The organism is Faecalibacterium sp. OF04-11AC, assembly GCF_003460645.1.
GTDB classification, from domain to species: Bacteria; Bacillota; Clostridia; order Oscillospirales; family Ruminococcaceae; genus Faecalibacterium; species Faecalibacterium prausnitzii_I.
In genome coordinates this window covers 69,606-84,904 of sequence record NZ_QTVP01000004.1, presented here as the reverse complement: position 1 = coordinate 84,904, position 15,299 = coordinate 69,606, and the positions used below count along the sequence as shown (strand labels likewise).

The following is a 15,299-nucleotide window of genomic DNA, read 5'->3' as shown; positions in this document are numbered from 1 at the left end:
AGGGCGTTCCGCAGCCACAGCCGCAGAAGCCCTGCTTTTGTTTTTATTCACATTCTTTGGGGGTTGATCAGTCGATTGCGGCATCCTGTGCCGGAGCAAGGCCCGCGATCACAAGGTCTACACGGCTGACGGTGACGTTCGTCATGTTCTGGACGGCTGTTTTGACGTTTTCCTGCACCTTTTCCGCCACGGAGGGGATGCGCGCGCCGAATGCGACGACGAGATGCAGGGTAATCTCAGCCGTGCCATCCCGCATTTCTACCGTAACAGGAGACTGCACGTTAGCACGCTCCAAAAAGTCTTTTACTTTCCGGTTCTGGCTGCCGCAGGAAACTTCTGCAACGCCCGCTACTTCCAATGCGGCACAACGCGCAATCTTACCCAGGACTTCGGTCGAAATCTGCAGGCTGCCGCCTCTAAGATCCATATTCTGTAATTCCATTCTATGGTCCTCCATCCAAAATGAGCGCAAGCTCATTCTATTTTGTTTTGGTCTGTGCAGAGAATTCTCCCTGCCATTGAATGCTTACTGTTATTATACCATTCTTTCTGCATTTTCACAACACCTTACTTCACTTCTACCACAGTGATATTCTGGGCGGTCACAGAGCTTTTACTCAAAACGATGTCCCGGATCTGTGCCACCTGCGCGGCGGTCAGAGCGTCGCCGGAGGTCATGACGGTCAGATCAGCCCGGCCGGACTGCAAAAAGCACAGGCAGTCCGCGAAGCCTTTGGCTTTGACCAGCGTTTCGATCTCATTTTCCGCATTGAGGTCTTCCAGGTTTCCGGTCAGTTGCCGCGCGTAGGATTTCTTTTCCTCGGCGGAGAGGTTGGAGCTTTTGAGCGTTTTCTGGATGGTATCCAGTGCGGCATCGTGGGCTTTTTCCCGCTTGAGGCGGGCTTCTTCAAAAAATTTGGAGCCGGAGTCGTTTGCCACGCTGACAAGCTGTGCCTCGCCGTAATTCTTGTTGGCACTGGAAACCGCTTCTGCTTCCGTCATCAACCCATCCGTGATGGGAGAAGCCGCAACAGCCTCCTCTTCTGTCTCGACCACAGCGGCTGAAACATTGACAGCATCTTCATTCAGGCTGACTCCGGTGCGGGAATATTGCCAGTTAAGGTAAACTGCTACCACCAGAGCGGCGGCCAATGTAATGGCAGTGGCCTTGCGGGTCGTACTTTTTGCAGTGGCTCTCATGTTCGTTCCTCCTTGCAAATACAAATCGCAAATACAAATCAGTTTCGGGTACGGCGCTGCTCCACACAGACGCGGTTGGACGGAACATCCAGCAGGGCACCTACCAGCTCTGTGATGCGGGAGGCGACCCGGACATCTCCGCCGCCCTCGCAGACGACCGCCACACCGCAGATGGTCGGTAGATAAACAGTTTGTTCCAGTGCGGTCCCGTCGTCCAGCAGCACATGGGTCTGCTGCGTCTGGGTCTGTCCCGAGAGCGTGTCCAAGGCATAAACGGTCTCCTCCCCGCTTTCCAGTGTGAGCATCACAGTGGTCTTTCCTGCTCCCTGTACCTGCTCGATCAGCTCTGTCAGCTGCTGCTCCAGCTGTGTTTTGTAAGTACCCTCCTCCGGAGATACAGCCTGCGGTGCCGCCGGGGCTTTTGCCGGGAACAACTCTGAAAGCAAAATGAGCGCCATGGCGATGCAGCCCAGAACCAATGCAAGCCGTGCACGGTTTTGCTTTTTCAGCAGGGTTTGCAGCCACTTCCTCAGTTCCGAAAGTTCTGGCTTCATGGTGTTTCCTCCCCCGCTGCAGCGATCCGGATCTGTTTCGGCAGCAGCTGAAGCTTTTCCTGCAAAAAGGCACCTGCCTGCTGCCGTTCTTCCGCGGTACAGTTTGCCGGGAGCGTCATTTGTGCGGAACAAATAGCGACAACCGAATCGGTCTCTTTCAGCATCACGGCTACCGAAGCTTCTCTCCCGGTTTTCGTGCACCACTGTTCCGCGAGTGTCTGTTCCAGCTGCGCCTGCGTCTGCGCTAAAATGGCCGTTTCGGGCGATGCAATGGAAACCGGCTCCTGCACTGGAACTAAAAGCGCCCGGAGCTGCACATGGGCTTGCGGCACGGTGCGGGCAAACACTACTAGAATATATAGCCCTGCCACGGCTTTTATGCACCGCCGGGCCCATGTGCTGCCCGCCAGTTGCGTGGTCAGCTCTGCACAGATACAGGCGATACAGAAAATCGCCACGGCCCGTTCCAACGGCTGCATTTACCCACCTCCCGCAAGAAACAAAAATACCGTTCCCATTATAAATAATCCAAAGAAAAGCGCGGTTGCTGCCGCCATACAACGGACCGCTTCGGCAAAGCAATCCAGTAAGGCCTTACAGCGGATGTTCCCTGTCAGGCTGCAAAACAGGCTGCATCCGAACAAAAGAGCCAGCTGGAGCATCATGCCGAGATACAGCGGGAAAAATTCCGCCCCAAGAAACGCAATGGCCGCAAGGCCGAGGCCGCTTTTCAAGAGCTGGATTCCTGCGAGAAACGCTTCTGAAACATCGCTTAAAGTCTGCCCTACAATGGGGACGCTCCCGGCCAGAAGCTGGCCTGTGCGGAGCGCGGCACGGTCCAGCTGCAATGCTGTAACCCGCTGCAACCCCAGCAAAAGTGCCAGAAACTTCCCCGCCCAATGAAGTGCCTGGCGCAGCAAAGCGCCTGTGCTTTGGCAGAAAGCGGCAAGCCCGTGATCTGTGCTGATGCAGCAGGCCATGCTGAGAGCCAGATAGCATTGCAGCAAGGGCCGGACAAATGCTGTCAGGCACTGCGCCAGAAAGCAGAGGATCGTCAGAAAAAATCCGCTGGCCGCGCTGCCTGCTGCCGTTTCCCCACCCATGGTCAGGACTCCGGCATAGACCGGGAGAAACCCCAGCAAAAAGCCGCGCCACTCTCCCATCTGTGCACAGAGCTGTTCCGCAAGCGTGAGGAGCTTGCTCCAGAGGAGAACACCGCACCCACCTGCCGCGATCAGATCAAGCAGTTCGCCGTTGGTGGTCTCACTTGTCAGAAAAGACAAAAGCGCAGCAAGGAGCAAAAATAACAGCGCATCCGTGCTGCCGCGCAGTGTCTCCTGCAAGGCAGCTGCCATGGAACCGTGGAAGAGCTTTTTTAAGGCGTCGAGCGGGGCATCCGCAAAATCCGAAATGCTTACCGGGCTTTGTTCGAGGTAAGGCTGCCACTGTTCTGCCCCGGGGATGCCGGATAGAGTTGTTTCGTCCAGAGCCAGTGCCGCCGGGGTAATGATGCAGAGGCTTGTCCAGACCAGAAAAAGGGCAAAAAGAAGCTTTTTGAATCCATGTTGTTTCATCCAAGAACACTCCAGATCCGTTGTCCGATCTCTTCCAGCAGCGGCCACGCCGCCGCCAGCACCAAAAGCCGCCCAGCCAGCGCAGCGCACCATGCCAGCGATTCCGCTCCGGCTTCCTCGCAGAGCGTCCGTGCGTAGTCGGTCAGCAGAACGATGCCCGTACAGCGCAGCAGACAGCCGTATGCATCTCCGCCGGCGCGTTGCTCCAACCGGACAAGCCCGGAAAGAACACTTTGCGCGGCACTCCCGACCCGGGCCAGCAAAATCAGGCCGCGGCCATGGAAACCAGCAGTGAAAAAGTCGGGGCGCTTTTCTGGAACAGTGCATACAAAACTGCCGCCAGCACGGCAATGGCAAGGCTGGAAAGAGCAAGGCTCATAGTGCGAATAAAGATTTTATGGTGACAAACAATGCGCTGATCTGCTTGACCAGAATGGACAAGACTACCACGAGCCCGGCCAATGTCGTCATCATGGCCTGATCTTCCCGGCCGGAACGGATCAGCAACTGGTTGAGCACCGCTACGATGATGCCGATGGCCGCAATTTTGAAAATGAGATCAATTTCCATTGCCCGGTTTCCTCCCTGTATTTGAAACGAAGTTTTGCGCTTTAAAAAAGGAGAATGGCTGCCGTAAGTCCAAGAAGTATCCCGAGTTTCGGGGCAAGCACCAGGCGGCTCTGTGCGGCTTTTTCCTGCTGCTGCAAAAGCTGCGGAAGCGCTCTTGATAAAATGCCAGCCTGCTGCACGCCTGTTCTGCTTCCGTATGGCCAAGGGCGGAAAAGCACTCCGCAAAGCAGGCGGCTTCCTGCGGAGAGAAACTCTGCGGTGGAATGGCTGTCTGAATCATTTTGGCGGAGCAGAAGAGTTTGTGCTCACGCTGTAACTTTTTCGCCAGCATGTTCAGGTCAGCCCGGCGGAATGTGATCTCCTGCTCGATCTCCTCCAGGAGCGCAATGGTTTGCCGGAGTGCTTCCAGATGCTCCTGCGTGCGGATGCAGACGGCATCCCCTGCGCACCAGCCGCACACCACCAAAAAGAATGTGCCCACCAGCCGTAAAGCCGTCATAATATCCGCACCGCGGCAACCTGACCCGGATGATCCCGGCCACGAAGCAGCACGGCAGCCTGCAACGCCCCGCAGGCTCGGAACTCCTGCAGCTGTGGACGGCAGAATGCTTCTTCCCAGCTAGAGGCATGGAGAGTGGCAATAATAGCGGCACCACTGAACATTCCCTGTTCCAGCGCCCGGACTTCTTCCGTGCCGCCAAGCTCGTCCAGCAGGATAAACTGGGGCGAGAGGGTGCGCAAAGCCATCTGGACAGCCATTGCCTTGGGCAGGCCTGAAATTTCATCAACGGCCATGGTTTTCTGCTCGTAAGGAACGGTGGCTCCCGGGCAGATTTCCCGGCGTTCATCAATGACGCAGACGGTTTTGTCCCGTGCGGCCAGTGCCTGCGCTATGCTGCGCAAAAGGGTGGTTTTGCCACTGTCCGGCTCGCCGATCAAAAGCACCCCCGTCAGCCTTTGTTCCAGCAGGCTGCGCAGTTCTTCTGGTAAAGTGATCCATTTCCACCGGGCAATGCGGAGGTTGACTGAGTGGAGCTGCTGCAAAACCGCGCCCTGTGTTGGATGCAGAAAAAAGCGTCCGCCAAGACCTGCCCGGCAGCCATTTGGCAGGGTGACATACCCTTGGGCGACTTCCGCCTGATGGGTGTGGACGGAGCCATCGCAGAGCGTGAGGAAAATCTCATCCATCTGCAGCTGGGTCAACACGATTTGCCGGAGCGCCGGGACGCAGGCCGACGTGCAGAGAACGCCGGAAATGGTCATCTGCACCGGACAGCCCACCCGCAGCCGAATCTCATGGACCTGCTCTGCCAGTTCAACCGGGAGTTCTGCCAGCGGCCGGGAAAGCCAGCTGGGCAGAGACTGAATCGCGCGGTAATACTCGTCCATTTTTATTTCCCCTTTCCGGACGATTTTGGATTTTTAGTCCTCTTGTCCTCACTGTATGGCGGCAGGCTTGCATTTAGAACCGCAGCAAAAAAGCAGCCCCACGGTGGAGCACTTTCCACGGTAAGGCTGCTTGCAAGATTTGATTTGAATTTTAATTTTCCAGCATGGCAAGGAATTCCGCTTCTGTCAGGACGGTCACCCCCAGGGATCGCGCCTTGGTCAGTTTGGAACCGGCTGCCGCACCCGCTACGACATAAGAAGTCTTTTTGGAAACAGAGCCGCTGGCCTTGCCGCCGTTCTTCACGATAAGAGCTTCCGCCTCGTTACGGGAAAGAGTTTCCAGTGTGCCGGTGACCACCAGTGTTTTCCCGGCCAGCTTGTCACCCTTGGGTTCCCCTTTCCACTGCATGTTAACGCCCGCGTCGGCCAAGCGGTGGATAAGATCGGTGGTTCCGTCCTTGGCGAAGAACTCCACTACGCTCTGGGCCATCACACCGCCAAAGCCGTCGATCTCGCTGATGCTTTCGATGGTGGCTTCCCGGATGGCCTGCATGGAGCCAAAATGTTCTGCCAGCAAAGCGGCGGCCTTATCCCCGATGTTGCGGATGCCAAAGCCAAAGAGGAGCTTGTCCAGATTGTTCTGCTTGGAGCGCTCGATGGCCTGCAGCAGATTGGCGGCACTCTTTTCCTTGAATTTTTCCAGTGTCAGCAGCTGCTCCATCGTCAGAGTATAAATATCTGCCGCTGAGTGGACAAGACCTTTTTCAACCAATTGGGTGGCAACTGCCGTGCCAAGGCCATCAATATCCATGGCATCACGGGATGCAAAATGAATGAGGTTGCGCAGAGCCTGGGCCGGGCATTCCGGGTTGACACAGCGCAGGGCGGCTTCATCTTCCAGATGAACGACCGGTGCCCCGCAGGAGGGGCAGATCTCCGGCATCTGATAAGGCTCTGCATCCTCTGCATGACTGGTCACACCGATGACTTCCGGAATGATATCGCCCGCCTTACGCACCTGAATGGTGTCGCCAATGCAGAGGCCAAACTGTTTGATGAAATCCTCGTTGTGCAGAGTGGCGCGGGCAACGGTGGTGCCGGCGAGGAAAACCGGGTCAAAACAGGCGGTGGGCGTCAACACACCGGTGCGGCCAACCGCCACATCAATGCTGCGCAGAACCGTTTCCTTGACCTCCGGTGGGTACTTGAACGCAATGGCCCAGCGCGGGAATTTATTGGTGGAGCCCATCAAATCGCGCTGTGCGAAATTGTTGACCTTGATGACCGCGCCGTCCATATCAAAATCGAGCTTGGAACGATTCTGGCCGATCTGTTCGATCTCCGCGATGGCATCCTCAATATCATGAACGACGTGGTAGCGCGGCGAGACCGGGAGGCCCAGACTCTTGAGGTAATCCAGACTTTCGGCGTGGGTGGTCAGCTCCTTGCCGCGAATCTGCTGAACATTGAAGATAAAGATGGAAAGGCCACGGCTCCCGGTGATCTTTGCGTCTTTCTGGCGCAGAGATCCGGCGGCTGCGTTCCGCGGGTTTTTGAACGGAGCAGCACCCTGCAGCTCCTGCTCTGCGCAGAGCTTCTGAAATGCTTCGTGGGGCATGTACACCTCACCACGCACCTCCAGAAACTCTGGAGCTCCCTCCAAATGCTTCGGGATGCGGCGGATGGCTTTGACATTGGCCGTTACATCTTCACCGACAACACCATCGCCACGGGTAGAAGCCCGAACCAGCTCGCCGTTTTCATATTCCAGGCTACAGGAAAGACCATCAATTTTGATCTCGACCACATATTCCGGGATGACACCGGCTTCCTGGACGCGATGGTCAAAGTCGCGCAGTTCGTCATAGGAAAACGCATCCAGCAGGCTTTCCATTTTGACCGCATGGGTCACCTTGGCAAAGCGCCCGCTGGGTGTACCACCCACATGCTGCGTAGGAGAAGCGGGCGTGACCAGCTCCGGATAGGCAGCCTCCAACTCTTTCAGCTCTCGTGTCAGGGCATCGTATTCAAAATCTTCCAGCTCCGGGGCATCCTGATCGTAATAGAGGCGGTTGTTTTTTTCAATGACCGTGCGCAGCTCCTGCACACGCTGCTTTGCCTGTTCCAGTTCCAACATGGTGTCCTTCTCCCTTTGAAAATACTCTCTTTTACCAGTGTATTATACCACAACCGGCCCTCTTTTTCAGCCCCAAGACAGAAGAAAAACGTTCTGCATCGCGGTGCCGATTTTTTGAAGTTGCAGACAAAACTACTCAATTATTGCGTGAAATTGGTGTTTCAATACAACCTGTATTTTTCGCGTTCTGGATGTCGGATTTGAGCTCTGATTGTTGATTTAAAATCAATAACTGAAAAATACAAATTGTTATATTCGAATTATATAGCGATATACCGATATTATTTTTGATAGAATCGGGCATGGATTTTTGTATCCATCTTGCAATCGCAGCTTCAAGACAACAAAAAAAGAACCCCAGAAAGGCTCTGGAGTTCTTCAAGTTCGTATTCTTCTGAATGAAATATCAGATGGAAATGGTATTGCAAACGTCAATCAGCACAGGATCAAGGCTCTTGGTCATTTCGAGAGCTTCATCCACGGGGTAATCCACGAGGTGTTCACCTTTCATACCGACGATGCGGTTGTATTTGCCCTGTTCCAGCAGGCAGACTGCATGATAACCCATCGCAGAAGCGTTCACGCGGTCACGCAGAGTGGGAGAACCGCCGCGCTGGACGTGGCCCAGAATGGTGGCGCGGGTGTCAATGCCGGTGCGGGCCTGGATCTCGTTGGCGATCTCCTGCGAGTGGCCAATGCCCTCTGCCACGATGACGATGAAGTGGCGCTTACCGGTGCGCTGGGTCTCCACGATCTTATCCAGAATATCGTGCTGCATATCGAACTCTTTTTCCGGCAGCAGAACCGCCATAGCGCCGGAAGCAATGGCGACGTTCAGTGCAATGTAACCGGCGTTGCGGCCCATGACCTCGACCACACTGCAGCGATCATGGCTCTGGGTGGTATCGCGCAGCTTGTCGATCATCTCCAGTGCGGTATTCATAGCGGTATCGTAACCGATGGTGTAATCGGTGCAGGCAATGTCGTTGTCGATGGTGCCGGGCAGGCCGATCATCGGGATGCCGCGGTGTGCCAGCTCACGGGCACCACGGTAAGAGCCGTCACCACCAATGACGACCAGAGCATCGATGCCGAGCTCACGGCACTTTGCAGCGCCCTTATCCTGACCCTCTTTGGTCTTGAACTCCAGGCAGCGGGCAGTATACAGGATGGTACCACCTGCCGAGATGATGTTCGAGACACTGCGCAGGTTCATCTCAAAGCACTCGCCGTTCAGCAGGCCGTTGTAGCCACGCTGAATGCCGATCATACGGAAACCCTTGTGCAGGCCGGTACGAACCACGGCGCGAACCGCGGCGTTCATGCCAGGAGCGTCACCGCCACTGGTCAGAACGCCAATCGTCTTGATTTGCTTTTCCATAGAGAGATTCCCTCCAATTTGTTTCTTTCACGCATCATGCCGAACGACGTCTCCCATTCTGTTGGACGCCGCCCAATGCTTCCTCTTACGATTGCTTGCCTCGTTTATTATATCACAAACCCAGCTTTTTGAAAACTCTTAGCACATCCCGTTTTGTGTATAAAGCGTGCACAGAGATGTTATTTTGTTGCAACATTGCGTGCTCCCACCACCCGCTTGAGCTCCTGGAAGAAGAGTGGATGGCCGGAGGTGTACAGGCGGCGGGGAGCGGCCAGCTTCTGCTTGGTATCCTCCAGATAGAAGATGACCGGCATGTCGCCATCAAAGATCTCCAGCAGATTGATGACCTTGGCGTACTCCGGGCAGGTGCGGGAGGGCAGGCGGATGTAGAGCCGCTGCGTGGCGTCCCGCATGAGGTTTGGTTTATTGGCCTGTGGGTGTTTGGGGTCGTAGCCTTCAATGGGTAGGATGCTCTCTGCCATCAGCTTAGCAGGCTCATCTTCCCGCACCGAGAGGCGGCCCTCGATGACGACGACCGCGTTTTCTTTGATGGAGTCCCGGAACGTATCCAGCACCCGCGGGAAAACGATGACTTCCATGGTACCCGTCAGGTCTTCCACGCTGGTAAACGCCATCATGGTATTGGATTTTGTTGTCATCATCCGGTTTTTGACAATGGTGCAGACGATGCGCACATGAGAGTTATCCAGTACATGGGCATCCTCCCCGGTCAGCGCTTTGATGGCGTGGGAGGCGAACCGCGCCGACTGTTCCCGGTAAGCGTCCAGCGGGTGGCCGGACAGGTACAGGCCGCTGACTTCTTTTTCCTGCTGAAGCAGCTCTGTATGGCTGTACTCCGGGAATGCTTTGATCTCATAGCTGTCGGCATTTTCGCTTCCAGCGGCGTTCAGACCGCTCATAACCGAGAACAGGTCCAGCTGGCCGTCCAAATTGCGCTTGTTGTCACTTTCCACGCTCTTGATAATGCCGTCTACGGCTTCCACCAGACTGTGGCGGTTGACGCCCATGCGGTCGAACGCACCAGCTTTGATGAGGCTCTCCACCGCCCGGCGGTTCAGCTCATTGCCATACATCCGCTTGCAGAAATCGTACAGGCTGGTATAGGGTTTTCCCTGCCGTTTCTCCACGACCTGCTCAATGAGGTTTCGGCCGACATTTTTCACGGCATTCAAGCCAAAGCGAATCTGCCCGTTGGCATCGGCTGTAAAACCGCCGCCCGAGACATTGACATCCGGCGGCAGCACTTTGATGCCCAGCCGGGCGCACTCGCCAGAATACTCGATGACCTTATCGGTATTGTCCAGCACACTGGTGAGCAAAGCGGCCATAAACTCGCTGGGATAATGGCACTTGAGATACGCGGTCTGGAATGCCACATAGGCATAGCAGGCCGCATGGCTCTTGTTGAATGCGTAGGACGCAAAGCTGGACATCTCATCATAAATTTCGTTGGCCACTTTTTCGGAGATGCCGTTTGCCACGCAGCCGGGGCACTGGTTGCCGGGGTCGGTGCAGCCATGGACGAAATGCTCCCGTTCGGCCTCCATCACGGCGTGCTTCTTTTTACTCATGGCACGGCGGACATTATCTGCCTGGCCGAATGAGAAACCAGCCAGCTCCCGGAAAATCTGCATGACCTGTTCCTGATAGACGATGCAGCCGTTGGTCACATCCAGGATATGCGCCAGCTGGGGCGTTTTATAGCTGATTTTATCCGGCTCATGGCGGTTGCGCAGGTATGTCGGGATGGAATCCATGGGGCCGGGGCGGTACAGACTGATCAGAGCGATGACATCTTCCAGGTTCTGCGGTTGCAGACCCATCAGGACCTGTTTCATGCCCGAAGATTCGAGCTGGAATACACCCTCCGTCTCACCCCGGGAGAGCATCTGGTAGGTCTCCGGGTCATCATAATCCAGCTTTGCGATCGCGAACGTTGGATCCTTTTTCTGAACAGCAAGCTCTGCATCCCGGATGACGGTTAGGGTGCGCAGACCCAGGAAGTCCATCTTTAACAGACCCATCTCTTCAATTTCCGTCATATTGAACTGGGTCACAGGCAGGCCGTCGTTGGTCGCCAGAGGCAGATAGTAGTCTGTCGGCTCCGGGGTGATGACAACACCGGCCGCATGGGTAGAGGCATGGCGGGGCATTCCCTCCACTTTCAAGGCAGTATCGATGAGCTCCGTTACCTGCGGGTCCGTATCGTACATCCGCTTGAGCTCCGGGGAGACTTCCAACGCGCGTTTCAGCGTCATTTTCAGTTCCATCGGGACCTGCTTTGCCACCACGTCCACACTCTGATACGGCATTCCCAGCACACGACCCACGTCGCGGATGGCGTTGCGGGCTGCCATCGTGCCGAACGTGACGATCTGGGCCACGTGGTCGGCACCATACTTGCGGTTGACATAGTCAATGACTTCCTGCCGCCGCTCGTAGCAGAAATCCACATCGAAATCGGGCATACTGACGCGCTCCGGGTTCAGGAAACGCTCAAAGATCAGATTGTAACGGATGGGGTCGATATCCGTAATGCCGACGCTGTATGCGGCAATACTGCCCGCGCCGGAACCACGGCCCGGGCCTACCGGGATGCCCTGGCTCTTGGCGTAGTTGACGTAATCCCAGACGATGAGGTAGTAATTGGTATAGCCCATCGTTTTGATGACGCCAATTTCATAGCTCAGGCGGTCCTTGTTGGCCTGCGGGACATCGGGGCCGTAGCGGCGCTCCAGGCCCTCCCAGCAGAGCTTTTCAAAAAAATCCTGGTTGTCCATTCCCCCCGGGGCCTTATAATAAGGAATCTTGGTGTGGCCAAAATCAAAATCAAAATTGCACTGATCGGCGATGATCCGCGTATTCGAGCAGGCTTCCGGTACCATGGCAAACAGATCGTACATTTCGTCTGTCGTTTTGACATAGAATTCATCGGTCTGGAACTCCATGCGGTCCGCATCCTGCATGGTCTTGCCCGTCTGGATGCAGAGCAGAATGGCCTGCATCTTGGCGTCTTCCTTGCGCAGATAGTGGGAGTCGTTGGTTGCCGCCATGGGAATCCCCGTCTCCCGGGCCAGCTTGATGAGCTGGGGCAGTACGATATTGTCCTCTTCCAGCCCGTGGTCCTGTAACTCGATGTAGTAGTTGCCGACACCGAACAGCTCCTGATACCACAGAGCCGAAGATTTGGCGCGCTCATAATCGCCCGCCAGAATCGCCTGCGGGATCTCGCCTGCCAGACAGGCAGAGAGACAGATCAGCCCCTCGTGGTACTGCTCCAAGAGCTGTTTGTCCACACGGGGCTTGGAGTAGAAGCCCTCGACAAAAGCAGCCGACACCATTTTGCAGAGGTTTTTGTAACCGGTCTCGTTCTTGCAGAGCAAAATCAGATGGTTGTTGCCATCAATTTTATTTACCTTATCAAAGCGGGTACGAGTGGCCACATAGACCTCACAGCCGATGATGGGCTTGATACCCGCCTTTTTTGCAGCCTTGTAAAACTGCACACAGCCGTACATAACGCCGTGGTCGGTGCAGGCAATGGCAGTCTGACCGCACTCTTTTACGCGGTCCATCAGCTGGTCAATGCGGCAGGCACCATCCAGCAGACTGTATTCTGTATGAATATGCAGGTGGACAAAGTCTCTCCCCTGTTTGTTATTCTCGCTCGGTTCCGTCATGCTTTCACCTCCTCGGCTTCCTGTTCCAGACGCTGACGCAGCGTATCGGCCAGCGACTCCAGTTTCTTCATCCGGTGCGAAAGGCCGGATTTGCTGACAGCCGGGTCAAAGCAGGCACAGAGTGCTGTCAACGAAAGATCCGGATAGGCCAGCCGTTTAGCGGCAGCATCCTGCAACACCTCCGGCAATGTTTCCAAGGCGTTCTGCTCTTTCAAAAAGCGGATGGCTTTCAGCGTCTGTGCATTGGCGCGGGCCGTCTTGCTGAGGTTTGCGGTATCGCAGTTGGTGTGGCGGTTGATCTGGTTGCGCACCTGTTTGACCGCTTTTTGCGCTTTGATCTGTGCTGCCGCATTCGCTGCCCCCATAAAGGCCAGAATGCGCTCCACATTGGCGCTGTTCTTGACATAGATGAGGTTAACACCGTTTCGGCGAGTACGATGCGGTGCAAATTCATGCTCCGCCAGCAACGCTTCGAAATCCTTGGCCAGATTGGTGCGGCTGGTCAAAAACTCAATATTATATTCTTTTTGTGGATCTATCACCGTTCCACTGCACAAAAAAGCCGACCCGATGTATGCGCTGACACAGGTCTGGCAGCGTATCAGCTCCGGGTCGATCTGCAAGCTCGTTTCTGAGCCAGTGGTGCCAAAAAGCTCATGCATCCGTGTCACCTGTTCCGGCGCACGGATGCCAAACTCATATACCACCCCGCTGGGGCGGATTTTTTCGGTGATGGTTCCCTGAACACCGCAGCGGGCAAACAACTGCTCTGCCACCTGTGCGGTCAGGGCCTGCTCGGTCTGCAGCACCAGCCCCTTTGCATCAAAATACTTGGCAAAGCAGGCAAAGCCATAGGCCGCCGCGCGAACACAGCAATCCTTTTGCAGGCTGCGCCGCGCGATTTCTTCCCGCGCCTGGGACGCAAAACTCATATTGTTTTATCCTTTTCTGTTCTTTAAAACAAGGGCACAGGCTCAGCGGGCAGAATCCCGATGCTGGATGCTGGGCTGATAGCCTTTTTCTTCGCAAAATTCCGCGATCTTCCGAGCAAAGGTAATGGAGCGGTGTTTGCCGCCCGTGCAGCCCACCGCGATGGTCAGCTGGCTTTTGCCCTCCTTGACATAGAGCGGCAGGGCGTAATCCAGAAAATTCTCATACCGGCGCAAAAGCTCCTGTGCCTCCGGATGCCCCATAACAAAATCGACGACCTCCTGGTCAAGTCCGGTCTTGTGCTTGAGTTCCGGCACATAGAACGGATTGGGCAGGCAGCGAACGTCCAGCACAAGGTCTGCTTCCGGCGGGATGCCAAACTTGAAGCCGAAAGACAGGATATTCAGACGCATGGCGCTCTTGGCTCCCCCGTTCTTCAAGAACAGGTCGCAGACGCGTTCTTTGTTCTGCGCCGTTGAGAGCAGGGCGGTGTTGATGGTGTAGTTTGCCCGTTCTTTCAGCGGCTGCAAGATCTGACGTTCTTTTGCAAATGCCTCCCGGGTGGAGATTCCTTCCGCAATGCTGATGGGGTGACGGCGGCGGGTCTCGCTGTAACGGCGCATCAACACATCATCCGGCGCGTCCAGAAACAGGATCTCATAGGAGATCCCCTGCTGATCCAGCTGCTCCAACCCCTGCTCGATTTCCTCTTTGCTGCGGCATCCGCGGACATCCATGGATAAGGCCACCCGCTTGAGCTGGTTATCGCCCGCTTTGGAAAAGGCCATGATACTGGGCAAAAGCCCTGCCGGGATGTTATCAATGCAGAAAAAGCCGATATCCTCCAGCGCATTCATGGCCACCGATTTTCCCGCGCCGGAAAGCCCGCTGACGATGAGAAGATCCATAGTTGTTCCTCTTTCCTTTATGCCCTTACGACCCGAATCTCTTTTTCAAGGTCATAGCCTGTTTTCTCTTTGACGATGGACCTCACTTCATCACAAAGTGCCAGTACATCGGCACAAGTTGCGCCACCCAAGTTGACCACAAAACCGCAGTGCTTTTCGCTGACGGCAGCCCCGCCGTGGCGGTAGCCCCGCAGACCGCACTGGTCGATGAGGGCCGCGGCGAAAGCCCCTGCCGGCCGCTTAAAGGTACTGCCAGCGCTGGGTTTGTCCAACGGCTGTTTGTCGATCCGTTTTTGCATCAATTCGTCCATCCTGGCCTTGATGGATGCAGCGTCTCCTTTTTTCAGGCGGAACGTTGCGCTCAGAATGCAGCCGCCGTTCTCCTCAAAAATGCTATGCCGGTACGATAAATCCAACTCAGCGGCTGGCACTTCGACGATATTTCCGTCCGCAGCCAAATACTCCACGGAGGTCAGGACATCTTTCATCTCGCCGCCGTAAGCGCCTGCATTCATATAGATCGCACCACCCACCGTGCCGGGAATGCCGTAGGCAAACTCTAAACCGGTGCAGCTGTGGTTCAGTGCAAAATTGCAAAGAGTCGAAAGCTTCATCCCGGCCCCGACCGTCACGTTGCAATAAACTACACCGGACTCTTCGCCGGGAATGTTCTCTTTCATCCCAATGCCGGTTTTCATGGCCGTCAGATCCAGAACAGCCCCCCGGAAGCCTGCATCCTCAAACAGAATGTTGCTGCCGTTACCCAGCAGATAATAGCGAGCTCCCTGCTCCTTGCAAAAAGCCACCGCCCTGCACAGCTGGATTTCGTCGCATGGTTTTATAAATATGTCTGCCGGACCACCGATACGGAACGTACAGTGGTCGGCCAACAGCTCGTTTCGGGTACAAGCAATGCCCGCCGCATCCAGTGCGGCGCACAAAGGTTCAAACATAG

General features: G+C 55.5%; 15 protein-coding genes. All 15 read right to left on the bottom strand.

Features of this window, described 5'->3' with window-relative positions; all coding sequences use genetic code 11:
* Nucleotides 1-67 precede the first annotated feature (67 nt).
* The 15 genes from DXA70_RS03235 to murB all read right to left on the bottom strand — a co-directional run bounded on the left by DXA70_RS03235 (nucleotide 68) and on the right by murB (nucleotide 15,297).
* A complete protein-coding gene (locus DXA70_RS03235; protein ID WP_112114990.1) occupies nucleotides 68-457 on the bottom strand; it encodes an Asp23/Gls24 family envelope stress response protein in 390 nt (129 codons plus the stop codon).
* 110 nt (nucleotides 458-567) lie between these two features.
* Nucleotides 568-1,200, bottom strand: coding sequence for a SpoIIIAH-like family protein (locus DXA70_RS03230; RefSeq protein WP_128117606.1), 633 nt, complete (start codon nucleotides 1,198-1,200; stop codon nucleotides 568-570).
* Nucleotides 1,201-1,238: 38 nt separating this feature from the next.
* Nucleotides 1,239-1,754: a stage III sporulation protein AG gene (locus DXA70_RS03225; RefSeq protein ID WP_128117605.1), complete on the bottom strand. Its 516-nt coding sequence runs from the start codon at nucleotides 1,752-1,754 to the stop codon at nucleotides 1,239-1,241.
* Nucleotides 1,751-2,233, bottom strand: coding sequence for a hypothetical protein (locus DXA70_RS03220; RefSeq protein WP_158565128.1), 483 nt, complete (start codon nucleotides 2,231-2,233; stop codon nucleotides 1,751-1,753). Before DXA70_RS03220 ends, DXA70_RS03225 begins: the two co-directional genes overlap by 4 nt.
* Nucleotides 2,234-3,097: a stage III sporulation protein AE gene (locus tag DXA70_RS03215; RefSeq protein WP_243001037.1), complete on the bottom strand. Its 864-nt coding sequence runs from the start codon at nucleotides 3,095-3,097 to the stop codon at nucleotides 2,234-2,236.
* A gap of 227 nt (nucleotides 3,098-3,324) precedes the next feature.
* Nucleotides 3,325-3,537: a SpoIIIAC/SpoIIIAD family protein gene (locus DXA70_RS14055; RefSeq protein ID WP_243001036.1), complete on the bottom strand. Its 213-nt coding sequence runs from the start codon at nucleotides 3,535-3,537 to the stop codon at nucleotides 3,325-3,327.
* A gap of 166 nt (nucleotides 3,538-3,703) precedes the next feature.
* Entirely contained in the window at nucleotides 3,704-3,898 is a 195-nt protein-coding gene (spoIIIAC, locus tag DXA70_RS03205; RefSeq protein WP_022257164.1) for a stage III sporulation protein AC, read from the bottom strand.
* Nucleotides 3,888-4,379 carry a hypothetical protein gene (locus DXA70_RS03200; protein ID WP_128117602.1) on the bottom strand — a complete coding sequence of 164 codons (492 nt, stop codon included), beginning with the start codon at nucleotides 4,377-4,379 and terminating at the stop codon, nucleotides 3,888-3,890. The genes spoIIIAC and DXA70_RS03200 overlap by 11 nt, the downstream gene beginning before the upstream one ends.
* A gap of 14 nt (nucleotides 4,380-4,393) precedes the next feature.
* Nucleotides 4,394-5,287: an ATPase, T2SS/T4P/T4SS family gene (locus tag DXA70_RS03195; protein ID WP_128117601.1), complete on the bottom strand. Its 894-nt coding sequence runs from the start codon at nucleotides 5,285-5,287 to the stop codon at nucleotides 4,394-4,396.
* A gap of 151 nt (nucleotides 5,288-5,438) precedes the next feature.
* A complete protein-coding gene (gene ligA, locus DXA70_RS03190) occupies nucleotides 5,439-7,424 on the bottom strand; it encodes an NAD-dependent DNA ligase LigA (protein WP_128117600.1) in 1,986 nt (661 codons plus the stop codon).
* A 406-nt stretch (nucleotides 7,425-7,830) separates the two neighbouring features.
* Complete coding sequence (pfkA, locus tag DXA70_RS03185; protein ID WP_022257160.1) at nucleotides 7,831-8,805, bottom strand: 6-phosphofructokinase; 975 nt, start codon at nucleotides 8,803-8,805, stop codon at nucleotides 7,831-7,833.
* Nucleotides 8,806-8,984: 179 nt separating this feature from the next.
* Nucleotides 8,985-12,506 carry a DNA polymerase III subunit alpha gene (locus DXA70_RS03180; protein ID WP_128117599.1) on the bottom strand — a complete coding sequence of 1,174 codons (3,522 nt, stop codon included), beginning with the start codon at nucleotides 12,504-12,506 and terminating at the stop codon, nucleotides 8,985-8,987.
* On the bottom strand, nucleotides 12,503-13,438 hold the full coding sequence (gene whiA, locus DXA70_RS03175; protein WP_022257158.1) for a DNA-binding protein WhiA: 936 nt from the start codon (nucleotides 13,436-13,438) through the stop codon (nucleotides 12,503-12,505). The genes DXA70_RS03180 and whiA overlap by 4 nt, the downstream gene beginning before the upstream one ends.
* A 42-nt stretch (nucleotides 13,439-13,480) precedes the next feature.
* A complete protein-coding gene (gene rapZ, locus DXA70_RS03170; RefSeq protein ID WP_128117598.1) occupies nucleotides 13,481-14,344 on the bottom strand; it encodes an RNase adapter RapZ in 864 nt (287 codons plus the stop codon).
* Nucleotides 14,345-14,361: 17 nt separating this feature from the next.
* A complete protein-coding gene (murB, locus tag DXA70_RS03165; RefSeq protein ID WP_128117597.1) occupies nucleotides 14,362-15,297 on the bottom strand; it encodes a UDP-N-acetylmuramate dehydrogenase in 936 nt (311 codons plus the stop codon).
* Between the last annotated feature and the right edge of the window lie 2 nt (nucleotides 15,298-15,299).